The organism is Streptomyces sp. NPDC060064, from assembly GCF_042736455.1.
Classification (GTDB): domain Bacteria; phylum Actinomycetota; class Actinomycetes; order Streptomycetales; family Streptomycetaceae; genus Streptomyces.
Genome location: NZ_JBHWWF010000027.1, coordinates 1 through 17593, shown reverse-complemented (window position 1 = coordinate 17593; position 17593 = coordinate 1). Strand labels below are relative to the sequence as shown.

The following is a 17593-nucleotide window of genomic DNA, read 5'->3' as shown; positions in this document are numbered from 1 at the left end:
CGCACCAGCCGTCGCGGGCGCACCCCGAATCCCCAGGACCCGACGCTGGCGTGACGGATGCAGGCAAGCCCCTCCCCGCGCACCCTGCCCGCCTCTACCGTGTCCCCCACTGAGCGAAGGGGGCCGTGATGGCCGGGGGTTGTAGGGATTGCCGGACGTGCACGATGCCGGGCGCGGCACGGGCGGGTCAGAACTTGGGCGTCGGAATGATGCACCTGTGCACGGGGGGCATGAGCTGGCTGGTGAAGCGGGGCGGGATGCGGCACTGCCCGCAGTGCAAGCACCTCGACAGCAGGCACCGCAGGCGGGCCGACGGCTCGTTCATGGACTGAGGCGGGCGATCAGGCGCCGGCAGCCTCAGCCGTTCCGCGCGCCTTACACGTGAATCCGGCAGGCGGGAAGCCCTCGCATGCTTCGCAGGCTGGCGTGAGCAGCGCCGTCGGGTCGCAGCCGAAGAAGGTTGCGAAGGCCATGAGTTGATCAACGCTGACGTTGCGGTACTGATTCTCGGGGCGTCGACCGACACGGCCGGCTTCAATGAAGCCGATCACTGTGGCGGTGACGGGCAGGTCCGCGGCGGTCATGGCAGCCACCAGTTGTTCCTGGCTCAACCCTCTACGGGTCCGCCGGAGGGCGATGTTGCGTCCGACGATTCGGGCGTAGCGGGTTGTCTCTTCGGTGAGTCGTGGCTTGGTGGCGCGCGTGGTGACGTCGAGGGTCATGGCTTCCGTCCTGTCTCGCAATGCGGAAGTGGCCTGCTCCGGCGGGGGATTCCAGAGCAGGCCACGATCCAGGGTGACACGGGCTATCGGGTCACTGGCCCGCGTTCGCAGTGTTGGTGGTGGGCGGCCACCAGTGCGGGTACTCGTCGGCGGGGCAGCTGGGGCCGTTCTCGTCGAGCTTGTCGATGCGCCGCCGGAACCAGTCGAGCGCCTGAACCTCGGTCCCCTGCCACGCGTGGCTGACGATCTGGCCGTTGATGACGGTCTTGACGTGGTCGGGCTTGCCGCGGGCTTTGAGGATCTTCAGCGCGCGGCCCTTATAGGTGGTGCGGATCATTCGTCGTTCTCCCGAGTCTGTTGGCTCTGGCAGTTCGAGTCGTGGCCGCAGGCCCAGCAGCAGCTGCCGCAGTCGCAGAGGTGCGTGCGGGGCTCCGACGGGTCGTCGTCTTCCTCCTCGTCGTCCGGTTCGCGTTCCCAGTAGTCCCGGTCGAGCTGGGCCTCTTCGGCGACTGTGAGCTCCCACAGGTCGTTCACGGGCTGGCCTCCTAGGCGGCGGTGAGGATGGTGGCGGCGATGGTGCGCACGACGTCCATGGGGACTGGCTCGCCGGCTTCGTCGCGCCACCAGGCCCAGACGTCGCCGCGGGTGACATCGGTCAGCGTCACGGCGCCGTCGTCGGCCTCGACCTCGTACTCGAACTGAACGTCCGCATCGGTGCGTGCGCCTTCGATGTCCACAAGCTGGCCGGACGGGGCGCGCACCAAGTAGTGCAGCAGCTCACCGCCGTTCACGGTGACGGCGACGATCGGCCAGCCGGTCGCGTCATGGAGGGCGATGGCGAGACCGCCACAGGCCCCGTACTTGAAGGCACGGACCGCGGTCTGGTTGATGACGCCGGCGGTGACGTTCCAGTTGGTCTATGCGCACCTCGCGTAGTCGGCGGCGACGAGGTGGCGGGTGGCCTTGTAGCTGGTGAGCGCCAGGTACAAGGCCTGGTCGAGGGGGTTGTAGACGTGGACGTGAATGAAGCGGCCCGTCGTCCGGTGCTGCGCCCAGACCTTGATGGCGCTGGCTCCGTCGTTCGCCGCGCGGTACGCCTTCGCCACGTGACGCCCGAACCAGCTCTTCTGGCCGTCCTTGAGGTCGTCGGCACCCAACCGGTCGAGCAGGTCCCCGGTGCGAATGAGCCGGCCCTGGTCGACGAGCTGGGCGACGATGCCGGAGAGGGTGCGGTAGGCGAGGTGCTTGCCGGCCTGGAGTGCGGCGGTGATGGCCTGGCGGACGGTGCGGAGCCTGCGGTTCATCGGGTCCCCCCTTGCGGTTCGTGTATATGCACAGCCTAGACCCTGGTGCATATACACCGCAACCCCTACGATGGAACCCATGCATATACAGGACTACGCTGGCCCCATGGCCAAGCAGAACACCGAGAAGCACACCCCCCTACGCCCGCTCCGCATCCCCAACGACGAGTGGGAAGCCCTCGGCAAGGCCGTCGGTGACCGCAACCGCACGCAGCTCATCCGCGAGTACATTCGCTGGCATCTGCGCTGGCCCGGCAACACCCAGCCCACCCGCGCCAGCGAGCAGATCGGCGGGCCGGGCATCAGCAAGAAGGCCGAGGCCAGCGAGGAGCGGCCGGCATGAGCATCGCCTTGATCGCCCTCGGGTCGATGGCGGGCGGCTCTATCGTCGGCTGGCTCGCCGTCCGCGCCGCAATCCGTGGAACCATCCCCGGCCTGCGCGACCACGGTCCCGAATGCCAGTCATGCGGCAAGGCCACAGAGCGCCCGTACCTGTGGAGCAACCCGCACACGCACTGGCACTGCGCCAGCTGCGAGCGGAAGTTCACCGACATGATGTTCAGCGGGAAGCTGCGCCCCAGCGCCTGGCGCTAGTTCCGCGCGTTCCGCCCCACCGTGACCCCCTTGCCCGGCAGACTCTGGGCATGGGGGTTTCGTACATGGTCCGCGGCCGGACGCAGCAGGAGTGCCAGCAGGCGCTCGACCGCCTGTGCCGGCTGCTCGAGGCCACGCCCACGCTGCCGCCGTCGGACCGGGTCGGGCCCGGCTGGGTGGCACGGGCAACAGCAACGGCCCCCGCCGCGAAAGGCGAGGGCCGCGGGGCGTAGCGGGCTACGGCTGGTTGTTGTTCTTGACCCACACGCCGACGCTCTTGCTCCGGACGCTGCGCTGATCGACGGGCCCGTTGAAGTTGTTGATGGTGGTGGTCTTCACAGCCCGAGCCTTGTTGATTGCTCCGCCGATGGCGGTGGCGGCCATAGCAAGACCGGCGAACGGCAGGGTGACCATGAGGACGCCGTTGAGGGTGACCGTGGAGAGACCCTGCAAGACGAGCCAGACACCGCAGCCGATGCCGGTGATCCCGGCGCCGACGCCGATGGAGGCGACTGCGATTCCGGCGGCCCAGGCGGGCACGATCCGGCTGTCCGGCTGGGCGACGGGCGGCGTGCTGCCGATTCGGGGTCCGTCTTGCCAGGACGGAACGTCGGGGCTCTCGAGACGGACCGACGTCCGCATCTCCTCGGCGAGCGCCTCCTCGACGGCGTTGGCGAGCTTGCGTACTTCGGTCCGGTCGGTGGGCTGCCCGACGTAGGTCGGACGCCCGTCGGGCAGCTGGGACATGAGGATCTCCTAGGCGGTGCGGACGGTGAGTTCAGGCGGTGACGCGGCCGGCGACGCAGCTGGTGCAGCGGATGAAGATCTGCCGGTCGTAGTCGGTCTTGGCGTTGGCGTTGACGACGGGCAGGAAGGTCGTGCTGCGGCACTCGGGACACCCGCCCTTCTCGAGGGGCCGGTCGCAGCCCTGGGCGACCCACTCCGTGTCCGTCAGGCCGGAGTGCGGGTTGCGGACGCTCGGGTCGGGGTTGACGGGTCCGCGGCGGTGTTCCTGCGTCGGGTCGTTCGGGTCGTGGGGTGAGGTGGGGGCGCGGACGGTCCTCGAAGCGACGGTCGGCCCGTTCTGGGCGGCGGCCTTCTTCTTCGGGGCGGGCTTCTTCTGGTCGGTCACTTCGGTGGCTCCTTCGGGGACTTGGCCGTACCAGGCGCCGCCGACGCTCTTGCCGCCGTGCTTCTTCCGCTCGTGGGTGCGGAGTGCCTTGGTGGCCTCGCGGGCGTCACGGAAGCGGGGCTTCTCTTTCGATCCGCAGGGGCAGGTCCAGCCGACGAGGCCGGTGCGCTTGTCAGATCCGAAGCGGGCCGCGATGGCGACGCGCATCCGGCCGGCCTTCGCGCGGGTGGGCTTGGCCGGGCAAGGCTTGGAGCCGGTGAAGGATCCGTCTTTTCCCTTGGTGAAGATCTGCCCGTTTCCCTTGCAGCGAGCACAGCCTTCGTGGGTCATGCGGAGGATGGCGGCGTCCTTGCGGGACATGACGGTGCTGGTGTGCTTCTCGGACGCTTCGCCGATCTTCGTGGCGGCCCAGGTGGCGAGCTTCTGGCCGCGGGTGGTGGCGCGGGGCTTGCGGACCTGGCTGGTGCGCTTGACGGGCTTGCGGCGGCGGGTCGTGGGCTTACGTCGGGCGGTGGCCATGATTCGGGTTCCCCTCGCGGTCGATCATTTTGTAATGGTTTGTGAGGTGCTCGCGTGCTGCTCGGTCGTGCTCCGTTGCAGGTCACAGCCGCTCAGAGTGCTGCTCGCGGGGTGCTCGCCATTTCGTCGAGCGGTTGACCGAGCAGATGGTTGAGCGGCCGTGACCTGCGGTCGAGCAGTGGCGAGCACCCGCCGAGCAACGGGCGATTCACCGCAAAGCGGTCAGGGCTTCGAGCTTGTAGCCGCGCGGGTTCTTCAGCCCGTCGATGTCACCGAGCGGGACCGGGGAGCCTGCGCCCGTCTCCTTCAGGAGCTTCCGGAGCTGGTCCGCCGTCAGGTCGCCGTAGGCCTCCGTGTCGTGGTCGGCGAGCGCTTCGACGAGCTTCTCGGTGCGCATCCGGTCGACGCCCTCGTTCGCCATGACGGCCGCCGCATCCTCGGCGATCTGGCGGCCATCGCCCCGCTGCTCCGAGCCGCCGTCGGCCAGGTGCAGCAGGCCCGCCGCGGCGAGTGTGTCGCGGTCGAACCAGGGGCGTCCCGCGGCCTGGCGGTCGGCGACCGCCCGCTTGATCTGGTCGCGGCTGAACTCGTTCCACCCGTACAGCAGGGGGCGGTCGAGGCCGGGGCCCTTGATGTACGACTGGCCGGCGTCGTTCTTGATGTCCTTGGTCTGGGCGGGGACGAGCCGGTCGGGACGGAACCCCTTGGCCGCGGATCCTTGCCCGAAGACGATGCGGATGTCGTCCCACCGCGAGGCGAGCATGATCCGCAGCGTGAACGAGTCGGCGATGGCGTCACCCATGGCGTCGCTGGTGGCGTCCTGGCCGGCGGCGACGGGGTAGATCCCGGACTGCTTGGCCAGCCGCAGCAGCTCGATGAAGAGCTCTTTCGCCTTGGGGCTGAGGTAGATGAACTCGTCGACGAACGGGAAGATCGCCGGATGCTTGGCGGTGGCGACCCAGGTGTCGCCCATGTCGAGCCGGTTGCGCACCGTGTTGCGGGCCTTGGCCATCTTGACCAGGTACTCGAGCCACTTCTCGCAGTCCCTGTTGCCGCGGATGGGCGGGGCGGCCATGACGCCTTCGAACTCGCGGAGTCCGTCCTTGACGGGGTCGAGGTCGAGGGCGATGGCGTTGTGGCAGGCGGTGATGACCTCGGCCAGGTCACGCAGCACGCCGGTGGTCTTCGCTGCGCCGGAGACGCCGATGGCGAGGATCCGCAGGCCTTCGAGGACCAGGTCGAGGAGGCTGCCGTCCATGCAGCGGCCGAAGTTGTGCGGGTCGGAGATGTCGAGGCTGTTCGGGGCGTGGATGCTCGGCTTGGGCATGTTGTCGAACGGGTTGGCGGTTACGAGGCGCAGTACGAGGTGGGCCGACTCCTGCGGGTCGGGGTCGATCAAAGTGCCGCCGGCCTTGATGTTGAAGTGGGAGTCGAGCTGTTCGGCGGCGGCGTTGACCTTGCCGACGGTGGAGCCCTTGAGAACGACGTCGATCTCCCAGAAGGCGTCGCGCCGGCCGATGACCCGGCAGCTGCGGGTGGCGATCCCTTCGTAGGCGAAGGCCCGTTCGACGCACTCCTGAACCTGCTCACCGCCCGTGCACCAGGCGAGGGGGAACGGCTCCTCGCCGTCGTCCTGGTCGGCGTCGGCCACGATCTGTCCGGCGGGCATGCCGGGGTTGGCGAGCCGGTACCGCCCGTACAGGGTGGCGATGCTGGACGCGGCGAGAACGGTGAAGCCGGGCATGACGGCCCACGACCAGTCGAGGGCGGTGAGCCCTGCGTACTTCACCAGTGCCCACCAGCCGGCCAGGTTCAGGGCGGCCGTGGCCGCGGCGCTCCAGCCGAGGAGCTTCCAGCGCTCCCGCCGCTCCTGCTTGATCATCCGGACGTCAGCCTTCGACGTCTTCCCGCCGATGTCCTCGATGACGTCGTGGGCGCGCACGTACCGGTAGCCGAGGTGACACATGGCGGCACTGCCGACACCGAAAGGCTTGGCAACCCACCACGCACCGCGGGCCGTGAGACCGACGGCACGGCCGGTGTAGGAGACGACGGTCATGGCGTAGGAGCCGGCCGTGTACAGGACCGGGGTGCGGTCGGGCACGACCTCGATGACGCCGGGCGCGATGTCGTCCTCGTCCACCTCCGGCTCAACCAGCTGACCGGAGATGACCTTGCTTATGTCCCAGTCGATGGGGAGCGTCCCCGGCTCGATGTCGGTGCTCACTTCTGCTCCTCGAGGGCGGCGTTCTTCGCGGTGATGGCGGCCTGCTTGCGGGCTGCTTCGACGTACTTCGGGGTGTCGCCTGCGTGACGTCGCCCGCGCCTCGTGGGCGGCTTGTAGACGCGCGGCTTCTTGATGGGGGGCATTTGTGATGCACGCTGCGTAGACGTGACCTTGCTGGGGGTGCCGCCGGGGGCTTCTGAGCGGGCTGCTTCGACACGCCGGGCGGCGATGTTCCGGCCGCGGATGATGTCGACGGACTCGCCAGGGTCGGTGCCTTCGATGTCGCGCTTGGCGCGCTTCCAGATGGCTTCGGTGACGGTCGTCTCGCCGAGGTCGGCGGCGAGCATCACGGCGTGGTCCCACACCTTCTCGAAGTACTTGGCCCGGTCGACGGCGAGCTGCTGCGCGGCCTCGGCTGCAGCCTTCTCGGCAGCCTCCTTCTCGGCGCGCGCGGTGGCCTCGGTGCGAGCCTTCTCAGCGGCGGCCCGCCACTCTGCCCGCTCCTGCGCCTTGCGCTCCCGCCGGGACAGGACACCGTCCCGCTTGCGGATGCGGCCGTGCTCGTGGAGATCCCACACGCCGGGGCCGGCGAGGCTGGCGAAGGCGGTGGCACCCGCGGTCGCCGGGTCGAAGGCGGCGAGGCCGTGCCAGAGGTTGATGCCGGCCGCGACGAACGCGAGGAGCCAGGCGATGGAGCGGTAGTGCCACAGCGGCCGCCGGTTCGCCACGGCCGCTGCCGCGCCCCGCTGGACGACCCAGGATCCGCCTTCGAGCATCACCGGGGCGGCGACCAGCCACCACGCTTCGGGATTCCAGAACGCCGCAATCTGCACGGGGAGGGCGACGATGCCGCAGACCACGGCGAACCGGATCGCGTACTTGCGCCACTTCTCGTCAGCTTCGGCGATCTCTGCTGCAGCCATTGCCTCGGCCTGCTGCTCGGCTTCCGCCTTGGCGTCGGCTTCTGCGGCGAGGCGTTCGGACTCCTCGCGCTTCCGGTTCGCCTCGGCGATCTTCGCGCGCTGTTCGGCCTGCTCCCGCTCGAAGCGGAGCGCGGCCCGCTCGTTCGCGATGCGCTGCTTCTCCGCCTCCTCAGCCGCTTTGACCTCGACGGCCTTGGCTTCGGCGCGGGCGAGGGTGAGGCGGGCTTCGGTCTCGGCCTCGCTGCGGCTTCGGATCGCCGCAGCCTCGGCCAGCGCGACCGGGTCGAACCGCGGTTCTGCGGTCACGGCGTGGCCGTTGACCTTGTCGATGGCGGTGCTCACGGTGATCAGTTCCCTTCCTGAGTTAGAGCTGGCGGGCGAGGCGTTCGAGACGGGCGGCTTCGCGTTCGTCCTGGTCGACCTGCCGGTTCAGGTCACGCACCTCGGCGCGCGTCAGCGGCTCGAGGCGGTAGTTGTTCCGGAGGCTGCGCAGGATCCGGTCGCGGGCGCCCGGCTTGGTGAACTGGGCGGCGTGGACGAGCTCGTGGACCAGGGTCTTGTCGATCTCCTTGGTCCGTCCGCGGCAGATCTGGGCGTTGACGATGACGAGAACGCCGGACTCGTTGATCGTGGTGGTGCCGAACTGGCGGCCGAGGTAGCGGTCCGTGGCGACCTTGGTGTTGAGGAGATCGCGGTGGGCCTGCTTCACCATGTCGATCACGCCGCTGTTGGTGGCGACGGCGATCTCGACGTGGCCGACGCTGCCGCGCATGTGCTTCTCGACGAGACGGATGGCCGACTGGGCGATCTCGTCGACCCGGTCGAGAGTGTCCTGGTACTGGCGGCCGATGCGGTGCTCGATGATTCGCATGTCACTGCCCCCGTCGCCGCGAGCCGCGGTTGGACCGGTAGCCGAAGCCGCCCGGCAGGTCCATGGAGGTGGTGCGCCGGCCGGTCGAGCTGATCGTGTGACGCGGACCGGAACCGCCCCCGAGGGTGATCGACCAGGAACGCCGGTTGATGTTCAGGCGGACCCCGGGCAGGATCCGGAACGACTTACGGAACGTGATCGGCACGACGGCCGTCCTCTCAGGCGTTGGCGCCGGTGCGGGCGCGGTGGAATTCGCGGATGAACTCGTCGGTCAGGCCGTCGCCGAGGGCCGCACCCATGGGGCCGATGCCGGTCACGGACGCGGCCCACAGCTCCAGCCATGCCGCCCTGGTCGCCGCGTAGTTGATGACCGGGCGGGCGCAGCGGATGGTGAACACGGCCGCGCCGAGCAGGACCATCACCAGCAGGGCGAGGAGACGCACCGTCCACGTCCGCACCCAGGTCAGGGCTCGGGCCAGCCGGGCCGGCTTTCCGGTGATCAGGTACGGGTGCACGCTGCGACTCCTCTCGACTCGACGGGCTCAGCCGTTGTCGGGCAGGCGGTCGAGGAGGCGGGACAGCTTCTTCACGCCGGCGAGGTCGGCGTTGATCTGCGGGCTGCCGCCCTGCTTGTCGGCGGACCTCTTGTTCGCGGCGACGGTCGCGACGATCTGCGCCATGGCGGCCCGGGCCTTCTGCTTGCCCATGACGGGCTCCCTTCGATCGGTGGTGCGGGATGAGTGGAAGTCAGGCGGCGGCGAGCTGGTCGATGGCGTTATCGAGTGCGCGCCACAGGCGGTCGTCGGATCCCCAGCGGGGATCGATGATCGTCAGCTGGGCGGCCCCGGCGACGGCGTCGACCGCCTGCCGGTTGATGACCGGCCACATTGCGCGCAGGTCCCGGGTGGACACGTAGTCGCCGAACGTGGTGTGCGGCTGGCCATCGAGCCGGGTGACGGTGTAGCCGTCGAGGGTCAGGCTCGGTGCCGGGCGGTGGATCAGCACGAGGAGACCGGCGTCGATCGCAGCGGCACCGAGGTCCTCGATGAGGTCCTCGTCGTCGATGAGGCCGGTGACGGCTGCGCGCTGCTTCCAGTGGTGGCCGTCGATGGTCTCGTCAGCGCCGGGCTGCGAGGAGTCGGTGAGGTATCCGGCCCGGTTGAGGCGGGCGAGGACCGGGATCAGCTCCGCGGTCTCGGGGTCGGGCCCGTAGTTGGGCTGGTAGCCGGGCCAGGACTTGATGTCGCCTTCGAGCCAGGCGGCCATCAGCTGGCCGAGGTCGGCGAGCGTGCGTGCGGACTGCCAGCGCTTACGGTCAGCGCGGCTCATCCACGGGAGGCGGATCGTCACGGTCGTCAGTCCCTTTCAGGCGGCGGTGAGTTCGGCGAGGAGCTGGGTGCCGTGCTGCAGGTCGTGGGCCTTGATGGCGGCCTTGGCGCGGCGGATGGCGAGCTGGTCGCCGTTACCGAGGGCGATGTCGTAGCGGGTGGCCAGCTCGAGGCGGTCCTGCTGTACGGCCTCGTAGGCGTCGAGCTGGACGGTGATCAGGCGAAGAGACATGGGGGTACTCCTGTCGCGGGTCAAGTGGGTGAAGGTGGAGCGGGAAGCCGCGGTGCGGAGGCGGCGGGGGATGGAGCCCCCACACCGCGGCGGCTTTGGGGTTAAGCGGCCTTCTGGGCGGCGGCGAGGCGGGCGCGTTCCGCCGTCTCGGCGGCCTGCCTGGCCTGTTCGGCGCGGTGCATGGCGTCACGGGTGGCCCGGTCGGCGATACACAGGTCAGCGGATCCGAACATGGCGATCACCACCCGCGCTGCTGGATCGCGCGGCGACGGGCAGCCGGCTGGGCGGGAAGCGGCGAGAGCGGCGCCTGCTCGACGACTGCAGGGCGGCGCACATACGACGCGGCGTCGTGGGCGGCAGCGTCGGCCGGCGACATGGCCTCGACGACCAGGGGGCCGGAGCCACGCCTCGCGGCGGCCGCGATCAGGCGGCGACGTGCCGGGATAGAGTTCTGCTCAGCCATCGGGGATCCTCTCGAGATCCTGGTGGTTAGGCCCTGCCTTGGTGTGTGGAAGCCCGAGGCGGGGCCGCTGCATGCCGGGGTCCGGAGAGGCGGTGGAAGACGCCTTCCCGAGTGGCACTCCACTAACGTAGCGCCTTCCCTAGACCGTGGCAATCCACTGTGCGACGATTCCTGCATGCCAGCCGGAATCCACCTCAAAAGAGCCCGCACGTACCGCCCTGACCCGGAGCTGTACGAGCAGGCCAAGACCGCCGTCGCCGAGGTGGGCTCCGACATGAACAGCCACATCAACGGCTTCCTCGAATGGCTCACCCACAAGACTGACGAGCTCCCCGAGAGGCCGGCCCGCAAGCCGGACGACCGGGCGTAAGTCGCGTCAGAAGCAGCGGAGTTCGTCATGCCTTCGAGCCTCGCCGCCAGCGGCTTACCGGACCATGAGCTGCCGATGCAGTCGCAGTGCAGTCCCAGTGCAACCGCAGTGCAGGTGCCCACCGACAGGACCGTGAGGGCCGGATAGTGGACGTCACGTGGAACGGCCGGACTGCCTGCGCACTGCAGGCAGCGATGCGCGCCACGAACGAGGACTTCGCCAACCGGCTCGGGGTCGCTGTCCGCACCGTGGCCAGCTGGCATCAACGGCCAGGCACGGTGCCGCGCGCCGAGATCCAGGAAGCCCTCGACACCATCTACGGGAGGGCGTCCGCTCCAGTGCTTCGAAGGTTCTCGATCCTGTCCCGCCCGGCAGCACCGCCGGTTCCGACGCAGGCCTTGCGGGTGGCGATCGCCGTGGTGACGAGGGGCGACGAGGTGCTCCTCGTGTGCCGGCGCGGCGACGACTCGCTCACGTGGCAGTTCCCCGCCGGGATGGTGAAGCCCGGCGCCTCAGCCGAGGCAGTCGCGATAGCCGAGACGCACGGCGAGACCGGCGTCCACTGCTCAGTCCGCCAGCCCCTCGGCTCACGCATCCACCCCACCAAGGGCGTGCTCTGCGAGTACTACCTCTGCGACTGGCTGATGGGCGACGCCGCGAACCTCGACCCGCTCGAGAACTCGGACGCCCAGTGGGTGCCGATCAGTTCACTGCCCCGCTTCATCCCGACCGAGCAGATCTATCCGCCCATCCTGGAGGTACTGGCGTGACCGAGACCGAGCAGAAGCCCCCGATCTCCATGGCAATCATCGTCAGTGACGGACGCGTGCTCATGATCAGGCGCAGGCAGCGGGAGGGAAAGCTGCTCTGGGCTTTCCCCGGTGGCGGCATCGAGGCTGGCGAGACGCCGGAACAGGCCGCGGTGCGCGAGGTCGACGAAGAGGTCGGCCTCGAGGTCAAGTCCGTTCAGGTGCTCGGTTCCCGCGTCCACCCGTACACGGGCGCCGACATGACCTACGTGGCATGCGACGTGGTGGCCGGCGAGGCGTTCGTGAAGGACGAGGAAGAGCTGGACGTGGTCGCCTGGCTGACGCACGGTGACCTGCCGCAGTACGCGAAGGGCCTGTTCGACAAGGTGCAGGCGTACTTGGACGACGTGTTGCCGCACTGAGGCCGGACGCAGCGAAAGGCCCCGCCCGGATTGGGCGGGGCCTTCGTCATGCGGCCATGCTCCTGTGTCCGCGGGTGAGGTCGATGAGTTCGGCTCGCCCGTATTCGGTGTGGCAGGTGCGGCAGCGGCGGTGCTCGGTGTCGAGGGTGTACCGGATGGTGTTGCCGCAGGGGCAGGGGGCTTTGAGATCACGGGGCGGGGGCTCTTCCGATGCCTGCACCCGGCATGCCCGCTCCGCCTTCCACACCTCGTGCGCGAAATCGTCGATCGCCCCGTGTGAGCGAATGGCCCAGTCGAGGTTGAAGCGCAGGGTGCGGACGGCTTCGTCGACTTGGCGCTGCAGTGCGCCTCGGGTGTCGAGGGTGGCGTGGCCGTAGCTGGCCCAGTCTTCGACCCAGGTTTGCAGGAGGGTGACCAGGCCGCCCCTGCTGGCAAGGCTGAGGGCTTCGAGCTTGGGCGGGATGCCGGGTGTTTTGGTGCCGGACACTGCGGGGCCTGCGCTGCCGGAGCCGGGCATGATCGCCTGGTTGACGCGTGCGTAGAGCCCACTGGGGCCGGTGAAGGCGAGCAGGGTTTCGTCGATGCGGCGGGCGCAGATGCGGCAGGTTCGCTGCGTCATCTCGTCGTCGAGTAGGCCGCGGTAGCAGATGCAGCAGGCGGGGGCGGGCGCGTCGTTCACGGTCACTCCTTGGTGCGGCGGTGCGGGCGGTCGTGGTTCAGCGGGCGTCAGGCGGTGGGGCCGACGCGGCGGATCTCGTCTTCGGTCATGCCGAGGCGGCGGTCGTAGTTGTCGCAGGCGCGGGTCATCCAGCTGCCGGGGATGAGGTGGATGCGGTGCAGCCAGACGTGGCGGACACGGGCACACTTGCGGCCCATGAGGGCGGGCTCGTACAGCCAGTGGACGAACTCGTGCCATCCGGTGTGGAGGTGGTGCTCCATGCGGGCGCGGGTGTGCTTCACGGTGTCTCCTGGCTGCTGCTGGCGGGTGCGGGCTGGAGTTGGACGTCGGCGCCCTGGTGGGCGGTGATGGCGGCGAACGCGAACAGGAACGCGAGCGCCGCGGTGACGCCCCTCACGACGGGTCCTGTCCGTCGAGGGCGGCGTGGATGAGTGCGGTGTCGATGCCGGCGGGGTACTCGTCGGCGAGGCGGGCGACGTTGGCGAGCTGCGCCTGTAGCTGCTGCAGTTCGGGTTCGACCGCGGCGAGTACGGCGTCGGCAACGGCTTGGCGGGCGCCGCGGGGCAGCCATTCGGCGCGGGCGAGGAGGGCCGGGCCGACGGCGTCCAGGGCGAGGGCGCGGCGGAATTCGGTGAAGGTCATCGGGCGTCCTTCTCGGTATCGGTCATATCGGGTTGTTTCGGACGGGTAGTTGGGGTTCGGTCTGGACTCGCGACCCTGAAAGGCTCTGAGCGCCTCTCAGGAGGCCCGGCGGGAAAAGGGACCCGCGCGGGCTGCGAGGCCGCCTACGGGCCGCTGGAGGCGCGGGAAGGGGCATCCCCGGTCCGCGTGCCCGGTGTCGCTGCACTGGATCCGGTTGCGGCAGCTGGCCGTTGAGCGGGCCCGTCGAGCGCGGTGAGGAGCGCTTCGTCGAGGCTGACGAGGTAGCTCTGGTTCATCACCGCGTCCGTCACCCGGGCGACCGTGGCCTCGGCCTGCTCGGCACGTTTGGTCAGGCGAACGACCTGAACCTCCAGCCCGTCCCGGATGCGGGCGAGAGCAGCCTCGGTGAACTCCAGCCGCTCGTACAGCTGGTCGAGTTCCTCGTCGTTGATCGTGGATGCGGTCTTGCGGGTCATCGCTTCCTCCTGGCGAGCGCACGTCGCGCCTTGCGGTTGGGCTTGGGGTCTGGGGCGTCGTCGTCGATCACGACTTCGGTGGTGCGGAGTTCGGTGGCCCAGCGGGCGCCGGGCTTCCCTGCGGTCTCGCCGCGCGGACTCGAGCTGGGCCCGGTCACAGCAGCCCCCCGGCAACGTGCACGGTGTCGATGTCGCGGTAGGCCTCGGGCGGCGCCTGGCTGACGACGGTCCGCACTGGCGCGGGTTCGCCGTGCAGGTCGACGTGGGCCTGCTCCCGCTCCCGGTCGTAGGCGGCCTCCGCGGCGGCGAGTTGGCGCTCGAGCTCGGCGGGGTCGTCGGGCCAGTCGCACGGCGCCGTCCACTCGCCGCTCACGTCGTCCTCCGTCGGTCGCGTTCGGTGGTGGGCCGACCGCTGGCGTCGAGAAGCCCGTCGGCCTGGGCTAGGAGGCGGATGGCGCGGGCGACGACAGCGGCGGGCTTCTCGCCCCGGTAGCGGCGCAGGATGCGGGTCGTCGCCTCGTCGAGGCGCACCGTCCACACGGGGGCGGTCATGACGGGTCACCGTTGATGGCGCGTGCCACAGCGAGGGCGTGCACGAGGTGCGTCGGGTGCGTTGGGCTGGGGGCGTAGTAGTCAGCCTCCGCGTCCAGCCAGTCGGCGAGGGCGAGCCCGACACCGGGATGCATCACGGCGATGTACAGGGCGTTGCTCTGGCCATTCTCGGACTCGGGCAGCTCGGCGATCGTTCCTCGGCTGCTGGCGACCTCGATCTCAGGAGCCTGACCCCAGGCGGTCTTGGTGCGCTCGTCCCACCACGGGCCGGGCGTCGCGTCGGTGGCCAGCCCACGCAGCTTCGCCGCAGCCGCGCGCAGTTCCTGCTCGGGCGTCGGCGTTGCTCCGTCGATCAAGGTGCGGGGGCGCCTCACCGGGACTCACCACCAGCAGAAGCGGCGGCGGGCTGGCTGTGCTCGGGGCAGTAGTCGCGGCCTTCGCGATCAGTCCACCCGTCGGCGGCGAGCTTCCGACGATGCTCGGCGGCACGCTCCTCGCGGGTGCCGGGCTGGTAGAAGGCGGTGATCGAGTACTCCTGGCAGGAGTCATCTCCGGCGCAGGTGATCTGGTGGACGGTCATCGGTTGTTCCTCGTGTCGATGGCGCGGGGTGGGGTGTGATGGGATCCCGGAACGGCCGGCCCCTCGGGTCCAGCGAGGGGCCGGTCGGGCGGGGTCAGTTGACGGGCCAGAGGAAGACCGCAGGCACGGCGTCCTCCGGGGCGCCTTCGTCCTCGTCCGCGTTGGGGTCATCGCGGAGCTGCTCCTCGGTCGGGTAGTGCTCGCCGCTCCAGGTGTTCTCGGCGAGGTACATGCCGGGTGACAGTTCGGCGAGCGGCGAGTAGCCGTTGCCCTCCCCGTCCTTGGACATGACGACTGGGGTGTCTCCGGGCAGGTCATCGAACGCGGCGAGCTGCTGGCGCAGGTCGGCAAGGGTCAGGCTCATCGGGTTCTCCTCGGGTTGCGCCCAGCGGTTGCCGGGCGGTTGCGGATCAAGCAGCAGGGGTGCGGAGGGTGGGGGCGACTGCGGTCAGCAGGTCGGCGTCGGGCTTCCACAGGCCGAGGGCGCCGGCCTTCGCGACGGCCTGCTTCAGCGGCCGAACGTCGGCGAGTTCCCAGTGCCACTGGTCGGCGAATCCCCACGGCGAGCAGCAGCCGTCCGCGGCCTCGTGGCAGCCAGCGAGCCGGGCGGTGGCGATCACCCCGGACAGGGCCAGCGAGGCGTGCGGGGGCTTCAAGACTCGGCTGGGGAGGTAGGCGCGAGCGTCCCAGAAGTTGCTGCGTCCGCCGAGTTGGTCGAGACGGACCGCGGACTCGCGGCTATACCGGGTGATCGACACGGACTTGTCGAAGACCTGGCCGGCGTGGATGAGCAGCGTGCCGCGGTAGTTCGTGCGCCGGCTGCGGTTCTCGACGGTCTTGAATCCTTCGGCGATCGCGAACGCCCACGGCTGCTTGATCGTGAGTCCGCGAACGGTGTCAACGGCGGTGGTCACTTTGTCTCCTTCGGGGCGGGTGGGTTCGGGGCGGGGGGTCACGTCTGCGCCATGTCGACAAAGCGGCTGTAGTGGAGTTGAGCGGCGACCGTGATCGTGGCCGTGGATCCGTTGCGGTGCTTGTCGACGATCAGGTCGGCCTCGCCGGCGCGCGCAGACTCGGGGTCGTAGGCGTCCTCGCGGTGGACGAGGATCACGATGTCGGCGTCCTGCTCGAGGGATCCGGACTCACGCAGGTCGGACTTGGTGGGCCGCTTGTCCTGCCGCTGCTCGGGTCCGCGGTTGAGCTGGCAGAGGACGACGACGGGAACCTCGAGCTCCATGGCCATCAACTTGACGTTGCGGCTCATGTCGGAGACCTCTTGCTGCCGGTTGTCCCGGCCGCGGGAGGTGCCGGACTCGAGGAGCTGGAGGTAGTCGATGACGACGAGGTCGAGGCCGCCGCGCTGCTTGAGCTTCCGGCAGCGGGCTTTGATCTGCATGACGGTCTGGCCTTGGGTGGAGTCGATCGTCAGCGGGGCGGCAGTGAAGCGGGGCAGCGCTTCGGCGTAGCGGACCCAGTCGGAGTCCGTCATGGTGCCGCCGCGGAGGTGGTGCAGACCGACGCGGGCTTCGGCGGACATGATGCGGTTCTGGACTTCGCGCCGGGACATCTCGAGGCTGAACAGGACCGCGGGCCGGCCGTGCTTGATGGAGCAGGAGCGGGCGAAGTCGACGGCGAGTGTGGACTTCCCCATGGCGGGCCGACCGGCAACGATGATCATCTGGCCGGGGTGGAGTCCGTGGGTGAGGATGTCGAGGTCGACGAACCCAGTGGGCACGCCGAGGGCGCGGCCATTCTTCTGGAGCTCCTCGAGCTCGGTGACCATCTCTTCGGCGTCGGCGCCGAGGAGTGCCGACTCGGCGCTGTCGCGGATCTGAACGGCGGAGTTGAGTTCGGCTTGTGCGGCGTCGGCTGCTTCGTCGGCGTCGCCGCCCGCGTAGCCGAGCTGCGCGATGGTGGTGCCGGCTTTGACGAGGCTGCGGAGGACGGCCTTCTCGCGGACGATGTCGGCGTAGTAGCTGGCGTTCGCCGCGGACGGGGTGGCGTTGACGAGGTCGAAGACGGCGTTGTTGCCGCCGCACCGCTCGAGCTGCCCTTTCTCGCGGAGGTGGTTGGTGACGGTGACCGGGTCGGCCGGCTCGCCCTTGGCGTACAGGTGGGTGATGGCGTCGAAGACGGTCTCGTGGACGGGGCGGTAGAACTCGGTGCCGGCGAGGATCTCGAGGACGTCGGTGATGACGTCCTTGGAGAGGAGCATGCCGCCGAGGACGGACTGCTCTGCGTCCACGTCCTGGGGTGGGCGCGGGCCCCGGTCGGTGGGGGCGTCGACCCACAGGTCGGTGTCGATCTCGGTGGTCACGCGGCCACGCCCCGGCGGCGGTCCTGGCCGGTGATGACGACGCGCTGGCACATCTCGGTCAGCCGGGATGCGACCCGGTCGCCGAGCCGGGCCGACAGCTCCTGCGGCACCACGTTCGACGTGATCAGCGTGGGGAGCTCGTGGTCGTACCGGTAGTTGACCAGCCGGAAGTTGATGTCCTCCGTGAACTCGGAGACCTTCCCGCCGGCGCCGAGGTCATCGACGAGGAGGATGCCGGCCTTCGAGTACTTCTGGAACTCGGTCTCGGAGTCGACGCCGTGGCGCGGGCGGAGCTGGGCGTACAGGTCGGCGGCGGTGACGACGGTCCAGCGGGCGACGATGCCGGTGACGGCGAGTTCGCGGATGGCGCCGTAGGCCTCGTAGGTCTTGCCGACTCCGGGCGTTATCGCCGGTTCGTTCGCGATCTGAGCGTGTTGTTGCAGCTCAAGACGGTTCTTCGATCGATGGAGCGTGGTCAGCAGGGGCCGATG

Annotated in this window: 36 protein-coding genes; 6 read left to right on the top strand and 30 right to left on the bottom strand. The window is 69.5% G+C overall.

The window, feature by feature from the left end; all coding sequences use genetic code 11:
* Positions 1-341: 341 nt before the first annotated feature.
* The 5 genes from ACFWDI_RS28315 to ACFWDI_RS28295 all read right to left on the bottom strand — a co-directional run bounded on the left by ACFWDI_RS28315 (position 342) and on the right by ACFWDI_RS28295 (position 2026).
* Positions 342-722 carry a helix-turn-helix domain-containing protein gene (locus ACFWDI_RS28315; RefSeq protein WP_385308016.1) on the bottom strand — a complete coding sequence of 127 codons (381 nt, stop codon included), beginning with the start codon at positions 720-722 and terminating at the stop codon, positions 342-344.
* A 91-nt stretch (positions 723-813) separates the two neighbouring features.
* On the bottom strand, positions 814-1059 hold the full coding sequence (locus ACFWDI_RS28310) for a hypothetical protein (RefSeq protein WP_385308014.1): 246 nt from the start codon (positions 1057-1059) through the stop codon (positions 814-816).
* The gene (locus tag ACFWDI_RS28305; protein ID WP_385308012.1) at positions 1056-1256 is read right to left on the bottom strand and encodes a hypothetical protein; all 201 of its coding nucleotides are present in this window, start codon (positions 1254-1256) and stop codon (positions 1056-1058) included. The genes ACFWDI_RS28310 and ACFWDI_RS28305 overlap by 4 nt, the downstream gene beginning before the upstream one ends.
* A gap of 11 nt (positions 1257-1267) precedes the next feature.
* On the bottom strand, positions 1268-1513 hold the full coding sequence (locus tag ACFWDI_RS28300) for a hypothetical protein (protein WP_385308010.1): 246 nt from the start codon (positions 1511-1513) through the stop codon (positions 1268-1270).
* Positions 1514-1639: 126 nt separating this feature from the next.
* Positions 1640-2026: a hypothetical protein gene (locus tag ACFWDI_RS28295; RefSeq protein WP_385308008.1), complete on the bottom strand. Its 387-nt coding sequence runs from the start codon at positions 2024-2026 to the stop codon at positions 1640-1642.
* Positions 2027-2132: 106 nt separating this feature from the next.
* Between ACFWDI_RS28295 and ACFWDI_RS28290 the strand changes: the two genes are divergently transcribed.
* Genes ACFWDI_RS28290 through ACFWDI_RS28280 form a run of 3 tightly spaced genes read left to right on the top strand, consistent with a single transcriptional unit; the run spans position 2133 to position 2853 of the window.
* On the top strand, positions 2133-2369 hold the full coding sequence (locus ACFWDI_RS28290) for a hypothetical protein (protein WP_385308006.1): 237 nt from the start codon (positions 2133-2135) through the stop codon (positions 2367-2369).
* A complete protein-coding gene (locus tag ACFWDI_RS28285; protein ID WP_385308005.1) occupies positions 2366-2620 on the top strand; it encodes a hypothetical protein in 255 nt (84 codons plus the stop codon). Before ACFWDI_RS28290 ends, ACFWDI_RS28285 begins: the two co-directional genes overlap by 4 nt.
* A 50-nt stretch (positions 2621-2670) precedes the next feature.
* Positions 2671-2853: a hypothetical protein gene (locus ACFWDI_RS28280; protein ID WP_385308004.1), complete on the top strand. Its 183-nt coding sequence runs from the start codon at positions 2671-2673 to the stop codon at positions 2851-2853.
* Between the two features lie 4 nt (positions 2854-2857).
* On the opposite strand, the gene ACFWDI_RS28275 is transcribed toward ACFWDI_RS28280, so the two are convergent.
* The 12 genes from ACFWDI_RS28275 to ACFWDI_RS28220 form a co-directional block, all read right to left on the bottom strand.
* Positions 2858-3367, bottom strand: coding sequence for a hypothetical protein (locus ACFWDI_RS28275; protein WP_385308003.1), 510 nt, complete (start codon positions 3365-3367; stop codon positions 2858-2860).
* A 31-nt stretch (positions 3368-3398) separates the two neighbouring features.
* Entirely contained in the window at positions 3399-4271 is an 873-nt protein-coding gene (locus ACFWDI_RS28270) for a hypothetical protein (protein WP_385308001.1), read from the bottom strand.
* Positions 4272-4479: 208 nt separating this feature from the next.
* Entirely contained in the window at positions 4480-6498 is a 2019-nt protein-coding gene (locus tag ACFWDI_RS28265) for a hypothetical protein (RefSeq protein ID WP_385307999.1), read from the bottom strand.
* Positions 6495-7763, bottom strand: a complete 1269-nt coding sequence (locus ACFWDI_RS28260; RefSeq protein ID WP_385307997.1) for a hypothetical protein — start codon at positions 7761-7763, stop codon at positions 6495-6497. The genes ACFWDI_RS28265 and ACFWDI_RS28260 overlap by 4 nt, the downstream gene beginning before the upstream one ends.
* 22 nt (positions 7764-7785) lie before the next feature.
* Positions 7786-8292, bottom strand: coding sequence for a hypothetical protein (locus ACFWDI_RS28255; RefSeq protein ID WP_385307995.1), 507 nt, complete (start codon positions 8290-8292; stop codon positions 7786-7788).
* A gap of 1 nt (position 8293) precedes the next feature.
* Positions 8294-8497: a DUF4236 domain-containing protein gene (locus ACFWDI_RS28250; RefSeq protein WP_385307993.1), complete on the bottom strand. Its 204-nt coding sequence runs from the start codon at positions 8495-8497 to the stop codon at positions 8294-8296.
* A 13-nt stretch (positions 8498-8510) separates the two neighbouring features.
* Positions 8511-8807, bottom strand: coding sequence for a hypothetical protein (locus tag ACFWDI_RS28245; protein WP_385307991.1), 297 nt, complete (start codon positions 8805-8807; stop codon positions 8511-8513).
* Positions 8808-8834: 27 nt separating this feature from the next.
* Positions 8835-8999: a hypothetical protein gene (locus ACFWDI_RS28240; protein ID WP_385307989.1), complete on the bottom strand. Its 165-nt coding sequence runs from the start codon at positions 8997-8999 to the stop codon at positions 8835-8837.
* Between the two features lie 40 nt (positions 9000-9039).
* Positions 9040-9621: a DUF6919 domain-containing protein gene (locus ACFWDI_RS28235; RefSeq protein WP_385307987.1), complete on the bottom strand. Its 582-nt coding sequence runs from the start codon at positions 9619-9621 to the stop codon at positions 9040-9042.
* A gap of 36 nt (positions 9622-9657) precedes the next feature.
* A complete protein-coding gene (locus ACFWDI_RS28230) occupies positions 9658-9852 on the bottom strand; it encodes a hypothetical protein (RefSeq protein WP_385307985.1) in 195 nt (64 codons plus the stop codon).
* A 101-nt stretch (positions 9853-9953) separates the two neighbouring features.
* The gene (locus tag ACFWDI_RS28225; RefSeq protein ID WP_385307983.1) at positions 9954-10085 is read right to left on the bottom strand and encodes a hypothetical protein; all 132 of its coding nucleotides are present in this window, start codon (positions 10083-10085) and stop codon (positions 9954-9956) included.
* A 5-nt stretch (positions 10086-10090) separates the two neighbouring features.
* Positions 10091-10315 carry a hypothetical protein gene (locus ACFWDI_RS28220; RefSeq protein WP_385307981.1) on the bottom strand — a complete coding sequence of 75 codons (225 nt, stop codon included), beginning with the start codon at positions 10313-10315 and terminating at the stop codon, positions 10091-10093.
* A gap of 175 nt (positions 10316-10490) precedes the next feature.
* Here ACFWDI_RS28220 and ACFWDI_RS28215 point away from each other — a divergent pair, with 175 nt between their 5' ends.
* The 3 genes from ACFWDI_RS28215 (at position 10491) to ACFWDI_RS28205 (ending at position 11856) form a co-directional block, all read left to right on the top strand.
* On the top strand, positions 10491-10685 hold the full coding sequence (locus ACFWDI_RS28215; protein ID WP_385307979.1) for a hypothetical protein: 195 nt from the start codon (positions 10491-10493) through the stop codon (positions 10683-10685).
* Between the two features lie 194 nt (positions 10686-10879).
* The gene (locus ACFWDI_RS28210) at positions 10880-11455 is read left to right on the top strand and encodes an NUDIX hydrolase (protein WP_385307977.1); all 576 of its coding nucleotides are present in this window, start codon (positions 10880-10882) and stop codon (positions 11453-11455) included.
* On the top strand, positions 11452-11856 hold the full coding sequence (locus tag ACFWDI_RS28205) for an NUDIX hydrolase (protein WP_385307975.1): 405 nt from the start codon (positions 11452-11454) through the stop codon (positions 11854-11856). The genes ACFWDI_RS28210 and ACFWDI_RS28205 overlap by 4 nt, the downstream gene beginning before the upstream one ends.
* A 46-nt stretch (positions 11857-11902) precedes the next feature.
* Here ACFWDI_RS28205 and ACFWDI_RS28200 read toward each other — a convergent pair whose 3' ends face one another.
* From ACFWDI_RS28200 to ACFWDI_RS28140, 13 genes are all read right to left on the bottom strand, one after another.
* Complete coding sequence (locus ACFWDI_RS28200; RefSeq protein WP_385307974.1) at positions 11903-12535, bottom strand: hypothetical protein; 633 nt, start codon at positions 12533-12535, stop codon at positions 11903-11905.
* 47 nt (positions 12536-12582) lie between these two features.
* Positions 12583-12816 carry a hypothetical protein gene (locus ACFWDI_RS28195; protein ID WP_385307972.1) on the bottom strand — a complete coding sequence of 78 codons (234 nt, stop codon included), beginning with the start codon at positions 12814-12816 and terminating at the stop codon, positions 12583-12585.
* A gap of 112 nt (positions 12817-12928) precedes the next feature.
* Positions 12929-13177 carry a hypothetical protein gene (locus tag ACFWDI_RS28190; protein ID WP_385307970.1) on the bottom strand — a complete coding sequence of 83 codons (249 nt, stop codon included), beginning with the start codon at positions 13175-13177 and terminating at the stop codon, positions 12929-12931.
* Positions 13178-13320: 143 nt separating this feature from the next.
* Positions 13321-13653 (bottom strand): hypothetical protein, encoded by a 333-nt coding sequence (locus ACFWDI_RS28185; RefSeq protein ID WP_385307968.1) that lies wholly within the window; start codon positions 13651-13653, stop codon positions 13321-13323.
* The gene (locus ACFWDI_RS28180; protein ID WP_385307966.1) at positions 13650-13811 is read right to left on the bottom strand and encodes a hypothetical protein; all 162 of its coding nucleotides are present in this window, start codon (positions 13809-13811) and stop codon (positions 13650-13652) included. The genes ACFWDI_RS28185 and ACFWDI_RS28180 overlap by 4 nt, the downstream gene beginning before the upstream one ends.
* Positions 13808-14026: a hypothetical protein gene (locus ACFWDI_RS28175; RefSeq protein ID WP_385307964.1), complete on the bottom strand. Its 219-nt coding sequence runs from the start codon at positions 14024-14026 to the stop codon at positions 13808-13810. The genes ACFWDI_RS28180 and ACFWDI_RS28175 overlap by 4 nt, the downstream gene beginning before the upstream one ends.
* Positions 14023-14205 (bottom strand): hypothetical protein, encoded by a 183-nt coding sequence (locus ACFWDI_RS28170; RefSeq protein WP_385307961.1) that lies wholly within the window; start codon positions 14203-14205, stop codon positions 14023-14025. Before ACFWDI_RS28170 ends, ACFWDI_RS28175 begins: the two co-directional genes overlap by 4 nt.
* Positions 14202-14561, bottom strand: coding sequence for a hypothetical protein (locus ACFWDI_RS28165; RefSeq protein ID WP_385307959.1), 360 nt, complete (start codon positions 14559-14561; stop codon positions 14202-14204). The genes ACFWDI_RS28170 and ACFWDI_RS28165 overlap by 4 nt, the downstream gene beginning before the upstream one ends.
* Before the next feature lie 14 nt (positions 14562-14575).
* Positions 14576-14785: a hypothetical protein gene (locus ACFWDI_RS28160; RefSeq protein ID WP_385307957.1), complete on the bottom strand. Its 210-nt coding sequence runs from the start codon at positions 14783-14785 to the stop codon at positions 14576-14578.
* Positions 14786-14879: 94 nt separating this feature from the next.
* Positions 14880-15149, bottom strand: coding sequence for a hypothetical protein (locus ACFWDI_RS28155; protein ID WP_385307955.1), 270 nt, complete (start codon positions 15147-15149; stop codon positions 14880-14882).
* A gap of 46 nt (positions 15150-15195) precedes the next feature.
* Positions 15196-15699 carry a hypothetical protein gene (locus ACFWDI_RS28150; protein WP_385307953.1) on the bottom strand — a complete coding sequence of 168 codons (504 nt, stop codon included), beginning with the start codon at positions 15697-15699 and terminating at the stop codon, positions 15196-15198.
* A gap of 38 nt (positions 15700-15737) precedes the next feature.
* Positions 15738-17171, bottom strand: coding sequence for a replicative DNA helicase (gene dnaB / locus ACFWDI_RS28145; RefSeq protein ID WP_385308245.1), 1434 nt, complete (start codon positions 17169-17171; stop codon positions 15738-15740).
* A partial coding sequence (locus tag ACFWDI_RS28140) for an ATP-binding protein (protein ID WP_385307951.1) occupies positions 17099-17593 on the bottom strand: 495 nt, incomplete at its 5' end. The genes dnaB and ACFWDI_RS28140, both read right to left, overlap by 73 nt.